Raw genomic sequence first — 15,428 nt, 5'->3', positions numbered from 1 at the left:
ATTTAAAATTTATACTTTCATGATTTCAGCTTCTTTAACAGCTAAAACTTCTTCAATTTTTTTGATGAAGCTGTCAGTTAATTTTTGAACATCTTCTTCAGCTTTTTTACAGATGTCTTCGGCTGTTCCATTTTTTTCTTCTTTTTTGATATCAGTGTTAGCATCTTTTCTGTGATTTCTAATACCAATTTTTGCATCCTCAGCTTCTTGTTTTGCTTGTTTTACCAAGTCACGTCTTCTTTCTTCTGTTAAAGCAGGAATGTTGATGATAATGTTTTCACCATTGTTCATTGGGTTTAACCCTAAATTAGCAATCATAATTGCTTTTTCAATTGGGCCTAACATGTTTTTTTCCCAAGGAGTAACAGTTAATGTACGCGCATCTGCAGCGTTGATATTTGCTACTTGCGAAATAGGAGTTTGAGAACCATAATAATCTACAAAAACACCACCAAGCATTTGAGGAGAAGCTTTACCAGCTCTAATATTTAAAAGTTCTTTTTCTAAATGCGCAACAGAAGCACTCATAGCTTCTTTAGCACTGTCTAAAATAAAGTTAATTTCTTCTGTCATCGTTTTGTTTTTTAAATTTCCTGAATTCTTATTTCGGAATTCTAAATTATATTGTAACTGTTGTTCCTATAGTTGCGCCTTCACAAACTTTTAATAAATTTCCGTCTTTGTTCATATCGAAAACAATGATTGGTAATTTATTTTCTTGACTTAATGTAAAAGCAGTTGTGTCCATTACATTTAATCCTTTTGCTAAAACTTCTTCAAATGAAATATAGTCAAATTTCACTGCATCAGGATTTTTCTCTGGATCTGCATTATAAACTCCATCAACACGAGTTCCTTTTAAAATAACGTCTGCACCAACTTCAATTCCTCTTAAAACGGCTGCAGTATCAGTTGTAAAATATGGATTACCCGTTCCTGCACCAAAGATTACAATTCTTCCTTTTTCTAAATGGCGAGTTGCTCTTCTTTTGATATATGGTTCAGCAATTGCTTCAATTTTTAAAGCTGTTTGCAAACGTGTTTGCATTCCAGCTTCTTCTAAAGCGCCTTGTAAGGCCATTCCATTAATTACTGTTGCAAGCATTCCCATATAATCACCTTGAACGCGATCCATTCCGTTACTAGCTCCAGCTACACCTCTAAAAATATTTCCACCGCCAATTACAATAGCAATTTCTATGCCTTTATCGTGAATTTGTTTGATTTCTTGAGCATATTCTGATAAGCGTTTTGGATCAATTCCGTATTGTCTGTCGCCCATTAAAGCTTCACCACTTAATTTTAGAAGTATTCTTTTGTATTTCATTGGTTGTGTCGTTTATCTAAAAAACAGATTTTGTTTTACTTTGTTCTTGAAATTGAAATTGTTCTTTGAACTTTTAATGGTGCAAATATAGTCAAATCGCTTTTTTCTAAAAAAAATGTTTTAACATTTATAAAGCTAAATTTTCAAACGATTTTTTTGCTTCATCATATCCTATTTTAAATAACGTATCCATCTTGGATTTATTGGTTTCAAAGGTGCTATAATTGGCTAAATCTTTTGGTTCAATTACTAAATCACAAAGATTGAATTTTTGATAATTGTAATTGGCATACAACAAATCAAACGCTCTTGTGGTAACTCCTTTTATCGACTTTAAATCACTTGACTCTATTTTTTGTATTGGACTTACATAAATGCCAATCATAGTATCGCATCGACCTTGTAATAAATCGGTAGGAAAGTGATTTAAAATTCCACCATCGCTATATAATCTGTTTTTAATTTCATAAGGCGACAACATTCCAGGGAATGAAGATGAAGCTAAAATAGCATCAACTAATTTTGTTTCGCCACTAAAAACTTTAAGTTTTCCTTTTACCAAATCGGTTGCGGTAATATAAATTGGAATTTTAAGTTCTTCAATGGTAATGGGACCTAATATTTCTACAAAATAGTTTTTGAAGGATTCTGAATCAACAATTCCGGCTTTTTTAAATGTAAAATGTTTCCAATGGAAAAAGGAAATCGATTTAAAAAAATCTAAAATTTCTTCAGGTTTTTTGCCATAAGCATACAATCCGCCTACAATTGAACCAGCACTTGTTCCTGCAATACAAGATGGTTCGATACCTTGTTCTGATAAAAATTGTAATGCTCCAGCTTGCGCAATCCCTTTAGAACCGCCACCTGACAATACAATTCCGATAGATTTTGAATTTAAATCCATATGTAACATTTCTTACATTTAATTATCAAAATTAGAATTAAATTTGCCAAATAAAGTTAAGAAGATGATAAATACTATAAAACAAGCATTAGAAAATAGTTTTTCTTATTCTGAGTATAGAAATGAAGTAACGAGTTTAATTGCAGAAGGAAAATCTACAGGACATACCCAAACAGAAGATTTGTTGAAATATTCTGAATTGAACGAGACAAGAATGAATCGATTAGAGAAAACGATTCAGATACTTGATGGTGTGCAACATAAATTGCAAAATTTAGAAAAAAATTACATTTGGTTAGTACTAAGTGAGGGTTGGTGTGGTGATGCGGCTCAAATTGTTCCGGTTATTCATAAGATGGCTGCAGCTTTAGATAAAATAGATTTGCGAATTGCTTTGAGAGATGATAATGATGCTTTAATGCAGCAATTTTTAACTAACGGAGGAAAAGCTATTCCTAAATTGATAATTATTGAAAGTGCTACTTTAGAAGTGCTTTCAGATTGGGGACCAAGACCTCAAGGAGCAAAACAATTGATTTTAGACTACAAGGCAGCTCATGGTGTGGTTGATGAAACGGCAAAAATAGAGTTGCAAAAATGGTATTTACACGATAAAGGAATTTCGATTCAGAATGAAATCGTGGAACTACATGAAAGAGTGTTAGCGTAAGCTTCCTATAATTTTTAATTTGTTAGAAGTGGAAATTCCGCCAGGGTTACAACCAAGTTGCCCTTCTGGGATTTCCATTTTTAGTTTAGCATAATAGTCTGCCCAAACTTCAAAATATTCATTTGTATTTGGTGATTTGAAAGTCATTGGATACAAATCAAATAGAGGCTTTTTATACGAATTCAAAAAAGCATCATAAATTAATTCTGAACAATAGTATTTTCCATTATCATACAAATATTCATCGTCATAAGGAACACCAACTTGTTGCAAAGAAAAGCTAATTGCTTCAGGAATATATTTTCGGAATTTACGTTTCAATCTGCCTACATACATTTCGTCATTGGTGTAGGTTTTAAAAGTTTCGTAAGGTGTAACTTTTACTTCTTTTCCAGATGCTTCAATTACAAAAATAGAATCATTTTTGATGTACACCATTCCTAAATGACTAAAATCTTTTCCTTGATAACCTTCAGTAACTTCGTTAATGGCTTCACAAAGCGGACCGCAATTCATAGATTGAAATAATAAATCGCCTGTTTTTAGTTTTACGTTTTGCGAAAAGCTTGAAACAGTAAATAATAAAAGAAGGTAAAATTTAGTTTTCATTATTTATTTCTTTTTCAAAATCTTCAGGTGAAATAGCATTGTTAACTGAATAATCACCAATTTTCGTTCTTCTTAATGCGGTTAAATGACCTCCAGATTGTAGAGCTAATCCAAAATCATAAGCTAACGAACGAATGTATGTTCCTTTGCTGCATTTTACTCTGAAATCTACTTCAGGAAATTGTATTCTTGTAATTTCAAATTCGTAAATCGTAGTTTTTCTTGCTTGAATTTCTACTTCTTCGCCAGCACGAGCGTGTTCGTACAAACGTTTTCCATCTTTTTTTATAGCTGAAAAAACAGGTGGTTTTTGATCTATTTCGCCTAAAAATTGTTTAGTAGTTTCTAAAATCAATTCTTCAGTAATATGTTCTGTTGGAAAAGTTGCATCTATTTCTGTTTCTAAATCATAAGATGGAGTAGTGGCTCCAATTATAATTGTTCCAGTATATTCTTTTGCTTGTGCTTGAATTTCGGTAATTTGTTTGGTAAACTTTCCAGTACAAATAATTAATAAACCAGTTGCTAAAGGATCTAGCGTTCCGGCATGACCAATTTTAAATTTTTTAGGTAAATCGTATTTGCGTTTTAAAATGTATTTCAATTTATTAACCGCCTGAAACGAAGACCACGTTAAAGGCTTGTCGATTAGCAATACTTTTCCGGCTAAAATTTCTTCTGAAGTCATTAAATAATGGTTAATTTTTGAACAAAAAAATGAATTAATAGAATGGCAATTCCTGCTACTATTCTGTAATATCCAAAAATTTTAAATCCGTGTTTCGTTAAAAATCCTATGAAAGATTTTATTGCAATTAAAGCCACAATAAACCCAACAACATTTCCTATAATTAGTAAATTAGTTTGTTCTTGTGTTAGTTCATAACCTGCTTTATAATAATCGTATGATTTTTTTAATGTAGCGCCCAACATAGTAGGAATTGCTAGAAAAAATGAAAATTCCGCAGCAGTTGTTCTTGAAAGTTTTTGTGTCATACCACCAACGATACTAGCACCACTTCTAGAAACTCCAGGTATCATAGCTAAACATTGAAATAAACCAATTTTTAAAGCGGTTAAATAGGAGATTTCAGTTCCTTCAGAATTGCCAAACCATTCGTCAACTTTAAGTAATAAAACACCTCCAATAATTAATGAAACTGCAACAGTGATAGGATTTTCTAGTAAACCATCGATAAAATCACTTAGAAGTAAACCAAAAATTACTGCAGGAATAAAAGCTACAAATAATTTGAAGTAAAAATCAAGCGATTGAAAAAAGCGTTTGAAATACAATACAACTACTGATAAAATAGTTCCTAACTGTATTACGATTGTAAATAATTTGGTAAAATCGTCTTGTGCAATTCCAAAAAAAGAAGAAGCGATTATCATATGTCCTGTAGAAGAAACAGGAAGGAATTCGGTTATTCCTTCAATAATTGCAAGTATAATGGCTTGAAGTGTGTTCAATTTTAACTAATTACTTTTTAGAAGGATTTTTCAAAATGGAATAAACAGTAATTCCAAATCCAATTAATACTAAAGTTGGAGCTAAACGAATTCTTCTGAAATTAAAGATGTCTTCGTTAAACACGTTTGGATTGTCACTACCGCCACCACTCATTAAGATAAATCCTAGTGCAATTACAGCTAAGCCAACTAAAAGAATTTTATAATTTACTTTGTCAAAAAGAAATTCAGGTTTGTTGTTATTTTCCATTTTGTTATTTTTTAATTCACAGTGCCTTCAATTGAATACGGAATATTAGTATAAGTCGTCAGTTTTTAAATTTAGAAAACGTTGTGTTGCAAAAAACGTGCTAATCGAAGTAATAATGATTCCAATTAATAACACTCCAATAACTACAATTCCGATAGAAGTATAATCTTTTGCAATTCCTAAACTTGGGAATAAACCATCAACATAATATACAAGGAATAATAAAGCAATAATTGCCAACACAGAACCTATTAAACCTAGTTTGATGCTTCTCCAAATAAATGGTTTTCTGATGAAAGATTTTGTAGCGCCAACCATTTGCATTGTTTTGATTGTAAATCGATGTGAATAAACCGATAAACGAAGCGAACTGTTAATTAAAAGCATAGCTACTACTGTTAAAACTCCGCTTATAATTAAAATCCAAAAACTGATTTTAGTAACATTGTTATTAACTAAATCTACTAATTCTTTGTCATAAATAATTTCCGAAACCATTTCGTTTTTACGAATGTTACGTTCAATTTTTTTTATACTATCTGCAACAACGTAATCTCCTTTTAAGTGAATATCAAATGAATTTTGAAGCGGATTGAAACCTAAAAACTCCATGAAATCTTTTCCTACGATATCTACATTGTTTTTAGCAGCACTATCTTTATGAACAAATGCGTAGTCTTTTATAAATTTTGCATTTTTCATTTCGGTATCAAATGCATCAATAATAGAATCATTTGCATCGTTATTAAAGAAAATAGTCATCGGAATATTCTCTTTAAAATCATTGGTTATTTTTTTTGAATTAATTACAAAAAGTCCTAATGCTCCTAAAAGGAATAAAACTAAAAAGATACTCAATACTACCGAAAAGTATGAAGAAATCAATCGTCGCTTGTTGTAATTTTCAAAAGATGATGCCATATAATTGTATTTAAGCCGTAAAAATAGTAAAGAAATTTTGTTTACATAGAATATAACAACAAAGTTTTAACTTTAGTATTTATTATCTTTAAATTTGAACCTTTAAATTCTTTAAAATGACATCAAAATTTAAGATTTTTTCATTTTTATTATTTTTTACAATTGTTTTAAATGCCCAAGAAAAGATTTTTCCTTACCGAGAAGGAAATTTATGGGGTTTGTGTAATGAAAAAGCTTTGGTTTTAGTTAAGCCAACATACGATGTTGTTAAAAATGTACGTGGTAAATCGTATGATTTTTTTGAAGTTAAGTCGAATAATAATATTGGAATTTATTCAGGTTTTAAAAATATTATTCCAGTTGAATTTCAAGATTTGATTTATGTCTCTCATAATTTAATAATTGCTATTAAAAAAGATTCATTAAAAAAAGAACAACAATTTCTATACAATATTAATGGTGAACTTTTAATAAATAAACCACTTTCTTCTTTAAAAGCAATCAAAGGAAATGACAAGCGATTCGCAGATACATTTATAATTGGGTTTCATGTAAGAAATCTTGATGGTAAAGAATCGTTGGTAAACCTTGATTATTATGATAAAGATAAGTTGAGTTATGTAATAAAAGATGTTTTCTCAATTGAGTTAGATAATAAAAAATCAAAAGAAGAATTAGCAATTGCTTACATTAAGCAAACTGCAGTAAGTAATACTGAAACCAAATACTTTAAAATTGAAGGAAGTCAAATAATTCTTTTAGATGAAAAAAAAGATAGCCAGTACATTTTAGAAAATACTGGTATTCAAAAGAAAAAGAATAGATATGAAGGTTATGATGACAATGTAGCTGTTCCAGATATGGGAAGCGAAATTGTTATAGATGAACCACAAGTTTATTTAGGAACAGGATTAGGAAGTGGTGATGTGCCAGATCAAAAAAAGGACATTAGAAAAAAACCAAAAGGGAATTCTTATTACAATTATGTGTTAAAAGAAGGTCAAATTGAAATTACAAATAGCGTTAATAAGAATAAAAAAACTGTAAAATTCCCATTTAAAGTTGATAAAATAGAAGTGTTTAAATCAAAAGGTGCTATTGTAGATGAAAAGCCATTTTCGGATTCAATACAAGGGTACTTTAATTACATTATTTATCAGAAGAAGAATAAATTTGGTTTAATTTATAAATATCCATTTCAAAAAAGTTTAGAATATGATTTCTTAGAGCCAATGAAATCTGAAAAGAAATTTGATTATAGTTCTAAAAGTTATTTCAAAGTTGGAGTTTTAGATAAGAAAACAAAAATCATGAAATATGGCGTTATTGATGCTAAACATACTGTTGTTTTGCCATTTGAATATGATGAAGTAAAATTAGGATTTACTATAACTCCTATTGTTAAAGAACAAATATTTTTGGTAAAGAAAAACAATCTGTATGGATTAATTTCGGAAAAATTATTTGCTACTTCTTCAGATGAAAAAGAAATTAAATTACCAATCGATTTTGATGATATTAGATTCAATTCAGAAAATCAAAGTTTTTTAAAAGTAAAAAAAGGGAATCAACATTCGGCATATATTAGCTATTATAGTGGCTCTGATTATGTCCTGACATTGTTGCCGTCTTATTATCCTTATTCAGTTAAAGAAATTAGATATGCTGTTGGGAGTGGAAAAAAAGGAATTTCTCTGTTAGAAGCGATCGATTATATTGCACTTGAAGATGAAAATGGAAATTTCAAAGGATATGCAAATCCAAACGGTACTTTATATTTTAAAGATTAGTTTTATAAAAGTTTTATAAAACGTATTTTTGCACCTTATTTTTCGGTTAAACCGATTACAGAAAAACGACAATGTTATAAATGACTTGAGCTTGCGAAAGCATGAGACCATTAAAAAACAATAAAAACGACGAATGAAATACCATCACGAAAAAATCGAAGCCAAATGGCAACAATATTGGGCAGAAAACCAAACTTTTGCTGCTAAAAATAATTCTGAAAAGCCAAAATACTATGTATTAGACATGTTTCCTTATCCATCTGGAGCAGGATTACACGTTGGGCATCCACTAGGTTACATTGCTTCTGATATTGTGGCGCGTTATAAAAGACATCAAGGATTCAATGTTTTGCATCCACAAGGTTATGATTCTTTTGGTTTACCAGCGGAACAATATGCCATTCAAACAGGTCAACATCCAGAAAAAACAACTAAAGAGAATATTGCGCGTTATCGTGAGCAATTAGATAAAATTGGTTTTTCATTTGATTGGAGTCGTGAAGTACGTACTTCAAATCCTGATTATTACAAATGGACACAATGGATTTTTATCCAATTGTTCAATTCATGGTATAACAATGATACCAACCAAGCGGAAGATATCTCTACGTTAGTAGAAAAATTCCAAGCGGAAGGAAACGCAAATGTAAATGCGGTTTGTGATGACAATATTGTATCATTTACTTCAGCAGAATGGGATGCATTTTCTTCAGAAGAGCAACAAAAAATCTTATTACAATATAGATTAACGTATTTAGCAGAAACAGAAGTAAACTGGTGTCCGGCTTTAGGAACTGTTTTAGCAAATGACGAAATCGTAAATGGTGTTTCGGAGCGTGGTGGACATCCTGTTATTCGTAAAAAAATGACACAATGGTCGATGCGAATTTCAGCTTATGCAGAACGTTTGTTACAAGGTTTAGAAACGATTGATTGGAGTGAATCGATTAAAGAATCGCAACGTAACTGGATTGGGAAAAGTGTAGGAGCAAGTGTGACTTTTAACGTTCTTCCATCTTCTAACTTCCAACTTCCAGCAACAATCGAAGTATTTACAACGCGTCCTGATACGATTTTTGGTGTTACGTTTATGACGTTAGCGCCAGAACACGAATTGGTAGCTCAAATTACAACTCCAGAACAAAAGGAAGCGGTTGAAGCTTATATTGAAGCAACTGCAAAGCGTTCAGAAAGAGAGCGTATGGCTGATGTTAAAACCATTTCAGGAGTTTTTACTGGAGCGTATGCCGAACATCCATTTACTAAAGAACCAATTCCGGTTTGGATTGGCGATTACGTGTTGGCAGGTTACGGAACGGGTGCTGTTATGGCGGTTCCTTGTGGTGATGAGCGCGATTATGCGTTTGCTAATTTCTTCAAAGGAACAAACGGAATGCCAGCTATTAAAAATATTTTTAATCAAGATATTTCTGAAGCAGCTTTTGGTGAAAAAGGTGGTTTCGAACTAGTAGATTCTGATTTCTTAAACGGATTGGATTGCAAAAATGGAACGAAAAAAGTAATCGAAGAGTTAGAAAAAATAGGAGCAGGAAAAGCCAAAGTAAATTACCGTTTACGCGATGCTGTTTTCTCTCGTCAAAGATATTGGGGTGAACCTTTCCCAGTGTATTATGTAAATGGTTTGCCACAAATGATTGACAAAAAACATTTGCCAATTGTTTTACCAGAAGTTGAAAAATATTTACCAACAGAAGATGGTCAGCCACCATTAGGAAATGCAACGGTTTGGGCTTGGGATACAAATGCAAATGCTGTAGTTAGCAATGATTTAATTGACAATGTAAATGTATTCCCATTAGAATTGAACACCATGCCAGGTTGGGCAGGTTCGTCTTGGTATTGGATGCGTTATATGGATGCTCACAACGACAACGAATTTGCTAGCGAGGATGCTTTAAAATATTGGGAAAATGTAGATTTATATATTGGAGGAAGCGAGCACGCAACTGGTCACTTGTTGTATTCTCGTTTTTGGAACAAATTTTTAAAAGATAGAGGTGTTGCGCCAACAGAAGAACCATTCAAAAAATTAATCAATCAAGGAATGATTTTGGGAATGAGTGCTTTTGTTTACAGAAGTGAAGATTCAAAAACATTATATTCTAAAGGATTAATTAAAGATAAAAATGTTCATCCAATTCACGTTGATTTATCATGTATTAATGACATCACCAACGAATTAGACATCGAAAAATTCAAAGCGCATCCTTTATATTCAGATTATAAAAACGCTGAATTTGTGTTAGAAGATGGAAAATACATTGTAGGTCGCGAAGTAGAAAAAATGTCAAAATCGAAATACAATGTAGTCAATCCAGATGATATTTGTGAAGAATATGGTGCGGATACGTTGCGTTTGTATGAAATGTTTTTAGGGCCATTAGAACAAGCGAAACCTTGGAATACAGCAGGAATTACAGGAGTTTCTGGTTTCTTAAAAAAACTATGGCGTTTGTATTTTGATGACAATGGTTCTGTTGTAAAAGATGACGAACCAACGGCAGAAATGTACAAATCGTTACATAAAACCATTAAGAAAGTAACGGAAGATATTGAGAATTTCTCGTTTAATACTTCTGTTTCTCAATTTATGATTTGTGTAAACGAATTATCGCAATTAAAATGCAATCACAGAGCTATTTTAGAACCCTTAGCAGTTTTAGTTTCGCCTTATGCACCACATATTGCAGAAGAGTTATGGAGTGCTTTAGGTCATGAAGGTTCAATTTCAACAGTTGCTTTCCCTAAATTTGAGGAAAAATATTTAATTGAAAGCGAAAAAGAATATCCGGTTTCATTCAACGGAAAAATGCGTTTTACAATTAAATTGCCATTAGATTTAACAGCTGCTCAAATTGAAGAAATTGTAATGGCTGATGAAAGAACGCAAAATCAATTACAAGGAAGAACACCTAATAAAGTAATCATCGTTCCTGGAAAGATTATTAATTTAGTAGGGTAATCATAAAGAATATTTCTTTCAACCCCCAAACTTAAAAAGTTTGGGGTTTTTTATTTGGCATAGAAAATTTTGACAAAATCTGTTTGTTTTGGGTATAAAAAACATATTTTTTGTTAAATTTTTATATTTTATGATGTTAAACTCATGTTGTTTGATATAAAATGCATATATTTAGAAATCAAACAATTAAATAGGGTTTATTATTTATATAATTCACTAGTTTTATTAATCCCCCAAATCGATAAACTATGAAGAAAAATGTCAGTATTTCAGTAGTACTTTTTCTGATTTCTTGTTTTGTGTTCAATTTAAATGCACAAGTTTCGGACAGTAATTTGTCAAAAAAGTTTTCCACTTTATTTAATAATTCCTCTAGCTACAAAGATTATAAGATGATCAATAAGGCAGATGCTTTGGATTTTCAATCACATCTTCATAATTATATTCAACATCAACAAACTAATCAACTTGCGATAAAAGATAAACTGGTTGAAAACGAAAAAGAACTTTTGGTTTTGCAACAAGAAATGTCAGAGTTGATTAATATCAATCAAATGTTAATTCAGGATAGTGCAAGTGTTAGTCTTTTTGGGATGGCTATCAGTAGAGAAACATATTCTGTTTTTGTTTGGACAATATTTTTGGGGTTATTATTGTTTGGCGCAGCGATGTATTTCCGATTTAAAAAAGCAAATGAAGTAACAGAAAGTTCTAAATTGGTTTTGCAAGAATTAGAAGATGAATATGAAAATTTTAGAAGAGTTTGTATAGAACGCGAACAAAGTTTAAGAAGACAATTGTTTGATGAAATAAAAAAAACCAATGAGTTAAGAGATGCATCTTAATTAGATATGTTTAGTGTTAAAGCCTTCTTGCAAAAGAAGGCTTTTTTGTTTTTGGTAAATTTTACTTTTTATGTAACATTTTGTTTTTTTTACGTATAATAATAAATTTAAGTTATGAAAAAACACGAAGTACACGTTCTAAAGAAATCAGCTGGTTTTTCTGGAAGCATGAAAGAAGAATTGGCAAAAGAAGTAGAACAATTCTTGAATAAAAAAGCAAATGAAGGTTTTGAAGTTGTAAGTGTTTCATTTACCTATTACGAAACTATGGAGTTAATAGCTTTTGTTACGTTGTGTCGTTAGTATTTTAGAAATATTTAACTAATGCCAAATTGTCATTTTGTAAATTTGGCTTATAATTTGCAATTGATTTAATAAATTTTAAAATAAAAAATACAAGATATGTTTGATTTAGGTTCAATGATTATTGGTGGTATAGTAATGCTTGTGAGTTGGTTGGTTTCTAATCGACTTCAATCTAAGTTTGATTACTATTCAAAAGTTCATTTAAGAAACGGAATGAGTGGAGCTGAAATTGCGGAAAAAATGTTAGCCGATCATGGCATTCATGATGTGCGTGTAATTTCTACACCAGGTAGATTAACAGACCACTACAATCCAGCGGATAAAACCGTTAATTTGTCTGAAGCGGTTTATAACCAAAGAAATGCTGCTGCTGCTGCGGTTGCGGCTCACGAATGTGGTCACGCGGTACAACATGCACAAGCGTATAGTTGGTTAACAATGCGTTCTAAAATGGTGCCGGCAGTTCAAATTTCTTCAATGTTAGTACAATGGGTTTTAATCGCAGGAATCTTATTGATTAATAAATTCCCTTCATTATTATTAGTTGGAATTGTGTTGTTTGCTGTTACCACTTTATTTTCAATTATTACATTACCTGTAGAATACGATGCAAGTAATAGAGCGTTAGCTTGGTTAAAAAACAAAAATATGGTAAGTCAGCAAGAATATGCTGGTGCAGAAGATTCTTTAAAATGGGCTGCTCGTACGTATTTAGTTGCTGCAATTGGTTCAATTGCAACGTTGCTTTACTACGTAATGCGATATGTAGGAGCAAGTAGAGATTAAGGATTACTTATAATATTTTAAAACCCAAATTCGATAAGAATTTGGGTTTTTTATTGATTTTTGAAATTGTAATTGAAATTTACAACTGAATTTGTCTTTCTATTTGTTGTTCCAATGAAATATAAGTTTCTGTTCTGGAAACACCATCAATTGGTTGGATTTTTTTATTAAGTAATTGCATCAAGTGTTCATTGTCTTTACAAATTAGCTTAATTAAAATACTCCAGTTTCCTGTGGTGTAATGACATTCTAAAACTTCGGGTATTTTTTTCAACTCTTTTACAACATCTGGATTACTTGACGCTTTTTCTAAATAAATTCCAATAAAAGCCAAAGTGCTATAACCTAGAACTTTGGTGTCTACTACAAATTTTGAACCTGCGATAACACCAGCTTGTTCTAGTTTTCGCAAGCGTTGATGGATAGCAGCGCCTGAAATTCCAATTTTATTAGCAATCTGTAAAATGGGTTTTCGGGCATCTTCCATCAAATAACGAAGAATTTCTTTGTCGATGCCATCAATTTCAATTTGTAAGTGATTTATCTTCATATTGGATTTATTTGAAAGTAAAAATACAAAATTGGTTGTAATTGAAATAAAAAAATCCGAAACCAGTTATGATTTCGGATTAATTTTAGAATAATAATTACTTAATTCTTTATATTTAGTGGATTGTAGCCTAAATAAGGAACCTTAGTTTCTTTAAAAATCACACCATAATCTTCTAATTCTTTTAAGATAGGATCATAAACCTCTTTAGTAATTGGTAATTGAACTCCTGGTGTTGTAATTTCTTTGTTTAATATTTTTAAAGTAGCAATTGCTACAGGTAAACCAACGGTTTTTGCCATGGCAGTATACGTTTGGTCGTCTCCAATACAAACCATTGTAGAATCGATTTGTTTTTTCTCGCCGTTTAATTCGTAACCAAATTTATGATACATTACAATCATATCTTTGTCGTTTGGTTCCAAAGCCCATTTTTCAGATAATATTTTTTCTAAAATTTGTGCTGGAGTAGCTTTTATTAATCCAATTTTTTTAGTCGGATTGAATAAATCAATTTCTACTAATTTGTCCCAAATGATATCGTCTTGATCTATTTTTTGCGCATGACGTAATTTAATTTCAACTGTATCTGTTGGATGATATGGTAAGAATGAATTGGTAAACTCGCGATACGTCATGTTTTCAGAGTTGTCAATAGTATACGAATCATCTGTCATTCCAAGTTGAACTAAAATATCCCAAGCTCTAGAATATCCCACTCTTCTAATGGTCCCGCGATAACAAGTTAAAGCATCATCTAATCCGTAAACACTTCTGTATTTTAATGAATCACGATTTGCATAGGCTTCAAATCTGCCATAGCCTTCAACATGCAAAAATTCGGTTCTTCTGAATAATTTGGAATATGGAATGTATTTGTAAGTGCCTTCTTGGATAAATTTTGCAGCGCCACCTTGACCAGCTAAAACTACATTTCTTGGATTCCAAGTGAATTTGTAGTTCCATAAGTTTGTATCACTTTCAGGAGCAACCAATCCTCCACAGAATGATTCAAACAAAATAATGTTGCCGCCTTTTTCTCGAATTTCATCTAAAACTTTCATAGCACTCATGTGGTCGATACCAGGATCAAGACCAATTTCGTTCATGAAAATCAAATTTTTTTCTTTGGCCACCTTGTCTAATTCTTGCATAGCTGGGCTAATATAAGAAGCAGTAACCATGTGCTTTTTATATGTAATGCAATCTTTAGCAACTTCTAAATGCAAATGTGCTGGAAGCATCGAAACCACAATGTCGGCTTTTTGAATTTCTTCTTTTCGTTGTGCTTCGTTAAAAATGTCAAAAGCAATAGCTCTTGCGTTTTTGTGATTATTAGTCTTTTGTTTTGCTAACTCTTCAGATAAATCACTTATAGTAACTTGTAGATTTTGTTCTTCGGAATGATCTAATAAATATTTTATAAGAGATGATGCAGATCGACCAGCTCCAATGACTAAAACATGTCTCATTTTGTAACTTGTAAAATATCACACGAAGATAGTGAAATGTTATATTTATAAAAATAAATTCTTGATTTATGTCATAATTTAACATAAAAACTTTTGCTATCTTTGGTCTCAAATTTTATAAAATGGATAAGAAAATACTGTTGGTTGCGGCTATTTTAGGGGTAACAGCAATAATTTTAGGAGCATTTGGTGCTCACGGATTAAAGAAAGTACTTTCGGTGGAGCAATTGGCAACATTTGAAGTTGGGGTACGTTATCAAATGTATCACGCGTTGTTTCTTTTTTTTATAGGAACTTTTTCTTTTTTAGGAGAGAAAGAACGTTCTATCATTTTTTATTTAACAATTATTGGAGTTTTGTTTTTTTCAGGCTCGATTTATTTTTTAGCAACAAATACTGTTACGAATTTAAAGACGAAATTTTTAGGACCGATAACGCCAATAGGTGGGCTGTTCTTAGTTTCGGCTTGGGGATACTTATTTTACGCTGTTTTATCTAAAAAACACTAAATTAAAACGCTATCTCAAATTTAATTTATA

17 protein-coding genes are annotated in these 15,428 nt (G+C 31.3%); 7 read left to right on the top strand and 10 right to left on the bottom strand.

The window, feature by feature from the left end:
• Nucleotides 1–9: 9 nt before the first annotated feature.
• The 3 genes from frr to LOS89_RS11900 form a co-directional block, all read right to left on the bottom strand.
• Nucleotides 10–573: a ribosome recycling factor gene (frr, locus tag LOS89_RS11910; protein WP_231835464.1), complete on the bottom strand. Its 564-nt coding sequence runs from the start codon at nucleotides 571–573 to the stop codon at nucleotides 10–12.
• Between the two features lie 46 nt (nucleotides 574–619).
• Complete coding sequence (gene pyrH / locus LOS89_RS11905; protein WP_231835463.1) at nucleotides 620–1,327, bottom strand: UMP kinase; 708 nt, start codon at nucleotides 1,325–1,327, stop codon at nucleotides 620–622.
• Between the two features lie 127 nt (nucleotides 1,328–1,454).
• Nucleotides 1,455–2,234: a patatin-like phospholipase family protein gene (locus LOS89_RS11900; RefSeq protein ID WP_231835462.1), complete on the bottom strand. Its 780-nt coding sequence runs from the start codon at nucleotides 2,232–2,234 to the stop codon at nucleotides 1,455–1,457.
• Between the two features lie 64 nt (nucleotides 2,235–2,298).
• Here LOS89_RS11900 and LOS89_RS11895 point away from each other — a divergent pair, with 64 nt between their 5' ends.
• Entirely contained in the window at nucleotides 2,299–2,904 is a 606-nt protein-coding gene (locus tag LOS89_RS11895) for a thioredoxin family protein (RefSeq protein ID WP_231835461.1), read from the top strand.
• Here LOS89_RS11895 and LOS89_RS11890 read toward each other — a convergent pair.
• The 5 genes from LOS89_RS11890 to LOS89_RS11870 are packed head-to-tail and all read right to left on the bottom strand — an operon-like array spanning nucleotide 2,896 to nucleotide 6,157.
• Nucleotides 2,896–3,513 carry a YiiX/YebB-like N1pC/P60 family cysteine hydrolase gene (locus LOS89_RS11890; protein WP_231835460.1) on the bottom strand — a complete coding sequence of 206 codons (618 nt, stop codon included), beginning with the start codon at nucleotides 3,511–3,513 and terminating at the stop codon, nucleotides 2,896–2,898. The genes LOS89_RS11895 and LOS89_RS11890 overlap by 9 nt on opposite strands.
• Nucleotides 3,503–4,201 (bottom strand): tRNA pseudouridine(55) synthase TruB, encoded by a 699-nt coding sequence (truB, locus tag LOS89_RS11885; protein WP_231835459.1) that lies wholly within the window; start codon nucleotides 4,199–4,201, stop codon nucleotides 3,503–3,505. The genes LOS89_RS11890 and truB overlap by 11 nt, the downstream gene beginning before the upstream one ends.
• Nucleotides 4,201–4,986, bottom strand: a complete 786-nt coding sequence (locus tag LOS89_RS11880) for an undecaprenyl-diphosphate phosphatase (protein WP_231835458.1) — start codon at nucleotides 4,984–4,986, stop codon at nucleotides 4,201–4,203. Before LOS89_RS11880 ends, truB begins: the two co-directional genes overlap by 1 nt.
• A gap of 10 nt (nucleotides 4,987–4,996) precedes the next feature.
• Nucleotides 4,997–5,236, bottom strand: coding sequence for a DUF3098 domain-containing protein (locus tag LOS89_RS11875; protein ID WP_231835457.1), 240 nt, complete (start codon nucleotides 5,234–5,236; stop codon nucleotides 4,997–4,999).
• A 45-nt stretch (nucleotides 5,237–5,281) separates the two neighbouring features.
• On the bottom strand, nucleotides 5,282–6,157 hold the full coding sequence (locus LOS89_RS11870) for a cell division protein FtsX (protein ID WP_231835456.1): 876 nt from the start codon (nucleotides 6,155–6,157) through the stop codon (nucleotides 5,282–5,284).
• Nucleotides 6,158–6,273: 116 nt separating this feature from the next.
• Between LOS89_RS11870 and LOS89_RS11865 the strand changes: the two genes are divergently transcribed.
• The 5 genes from LOS89_RS11865 to LOS89_RS11845 all read left to right on the top strand — a co-directional run bounded on the left by LOS89_RS11865 (nucleotide 6,274) and on the right by LOS89_RS11845 (nucleotide 12,867).
• The gene (locus LOS89_RS11865; protein ID WP_231835455.1) at nucleotides 6,274–7,947 is read left to right on the top strand and encodes a WG repeat-containing protein; all 1,674 of its coding nucleotides are present in this window, start codon (nucleotides 6,274–6,276) and stop codon (nucleotides 7,945–7,947) included.
• Nucleotides 7,948–8,080: 133 nt separating this feature from the next.
• Nucleotides 8,081–10,930, top strand: a complete 2,850-nt coding sequence (gene leuS, locus LOS89_RS11860; RefSeq protein ID WP_231835454.1) for a leucine--tRNA ligase — start codon at nucleotides 8,081–8,083, stop codon at nucleotides 10,928–10,930.
• A 248-nt stretch (nucleotides 10,931–11,178) separates the two neighbouring features.
• Nucleotides 11,179–11,775, top strand: a complete 597-nt coding sequence (locus LOS89_RS11855) for a hypothetical protein (protein WP_231835453.1) — start codon at nucleotides 11,179–11,181, stop codon at nucleotides 11,773–11,775.
• Between the two features lie 114 nt (nucleotides 11,776–11,889).
• Nucleotides 11,890–12,078, top strand: coding sequence for a hypothetical protein (locus tag LOS89_RS11850; protein WP_231835452.1), 189 nt, complete (start codon nucleotides 11,890–11,892; stop codon nucleotides 12,076–12,078).
• Between the two features lie 99 nt (nucleotides 12,079–12,177).
• A complete protein-coding gene (locus LOS89_RS11845) occupies nucleotides 12,178–12,867 on the top strand; it encodes a zinc metallopeptidase (RefSeq protein WP_231835451.1) in 690 nt (229 codons plus the stop codon).
• Nucleotides 12,868–12,946: 79 nt separating this feature from the next.
• Here LOS89_RS11845 and LOS89_RS11840 read toward each other — a convergent pair whose 3' ends face one another.
• Together LOS89_RS11840 and LOS89_RS11835 are read right to left on the bottom strand one after the other, a co-directional pair.
• Nucleotides 12,947–13,417 carry an Lrp/AsnC family transcriptional regulator gene (locus LOS89_RS11840; RefSeq protein WP_231835450.1) on the bottom strand — a complete coding sequence of 157 codons (471 nt, stop codon included), beginning with the start codon at nucleotides 13,415–13,417 and terminating at the stop codon, nucleotides 12,947–12,949.
• A 101-nt stretch (nucleotides 13,418–13,518) separates the two neighbouring features.
• Nucleotides 13,519–14,889 (bottom strand): saccharopine dehydrogenase family protein, encoded by a 1,371-nt coding sequence (locus LOS89_RS11835; RefSeq protein WP_231835449.1) that lies wholly within the window; start codon nucleotides 14,887–14,889, stop codon nucleotides 13,519–13,521.
• 122 nt (nucleotides 14,890–15,011) lie between these two features.
• On the opposite strand from LOS89_RS11835, the gene LOS89_RS11830 reads away from it, so the two are divergent.
• A complete protein-coding gene (locus LOS89_RS11830) occupies nucleotides 15,012–15,398 on the top strand; it encodes a DUF423 domain-containing protein (RefSeq protein ID WP_231835448.1) in 387 nt (128 codons plus the stop codon).
• Nucleotides 15,399–15,428 lie beyond the last annotated feature (30 nt).

This window comes from Flavobacterium channae (genome assembly GCF_021172165.1).
GTDB classification, from domain to species: domain Bacteria; phylum Bacteroidota; class Bacteroidia; order Flavobacteriales; family Flavobacteriaceae; genus Flavobacterium; species Flavobacterium channae.
This window is presented reverse-complemented; position numbering and strand designations above follow the sequence as displayed.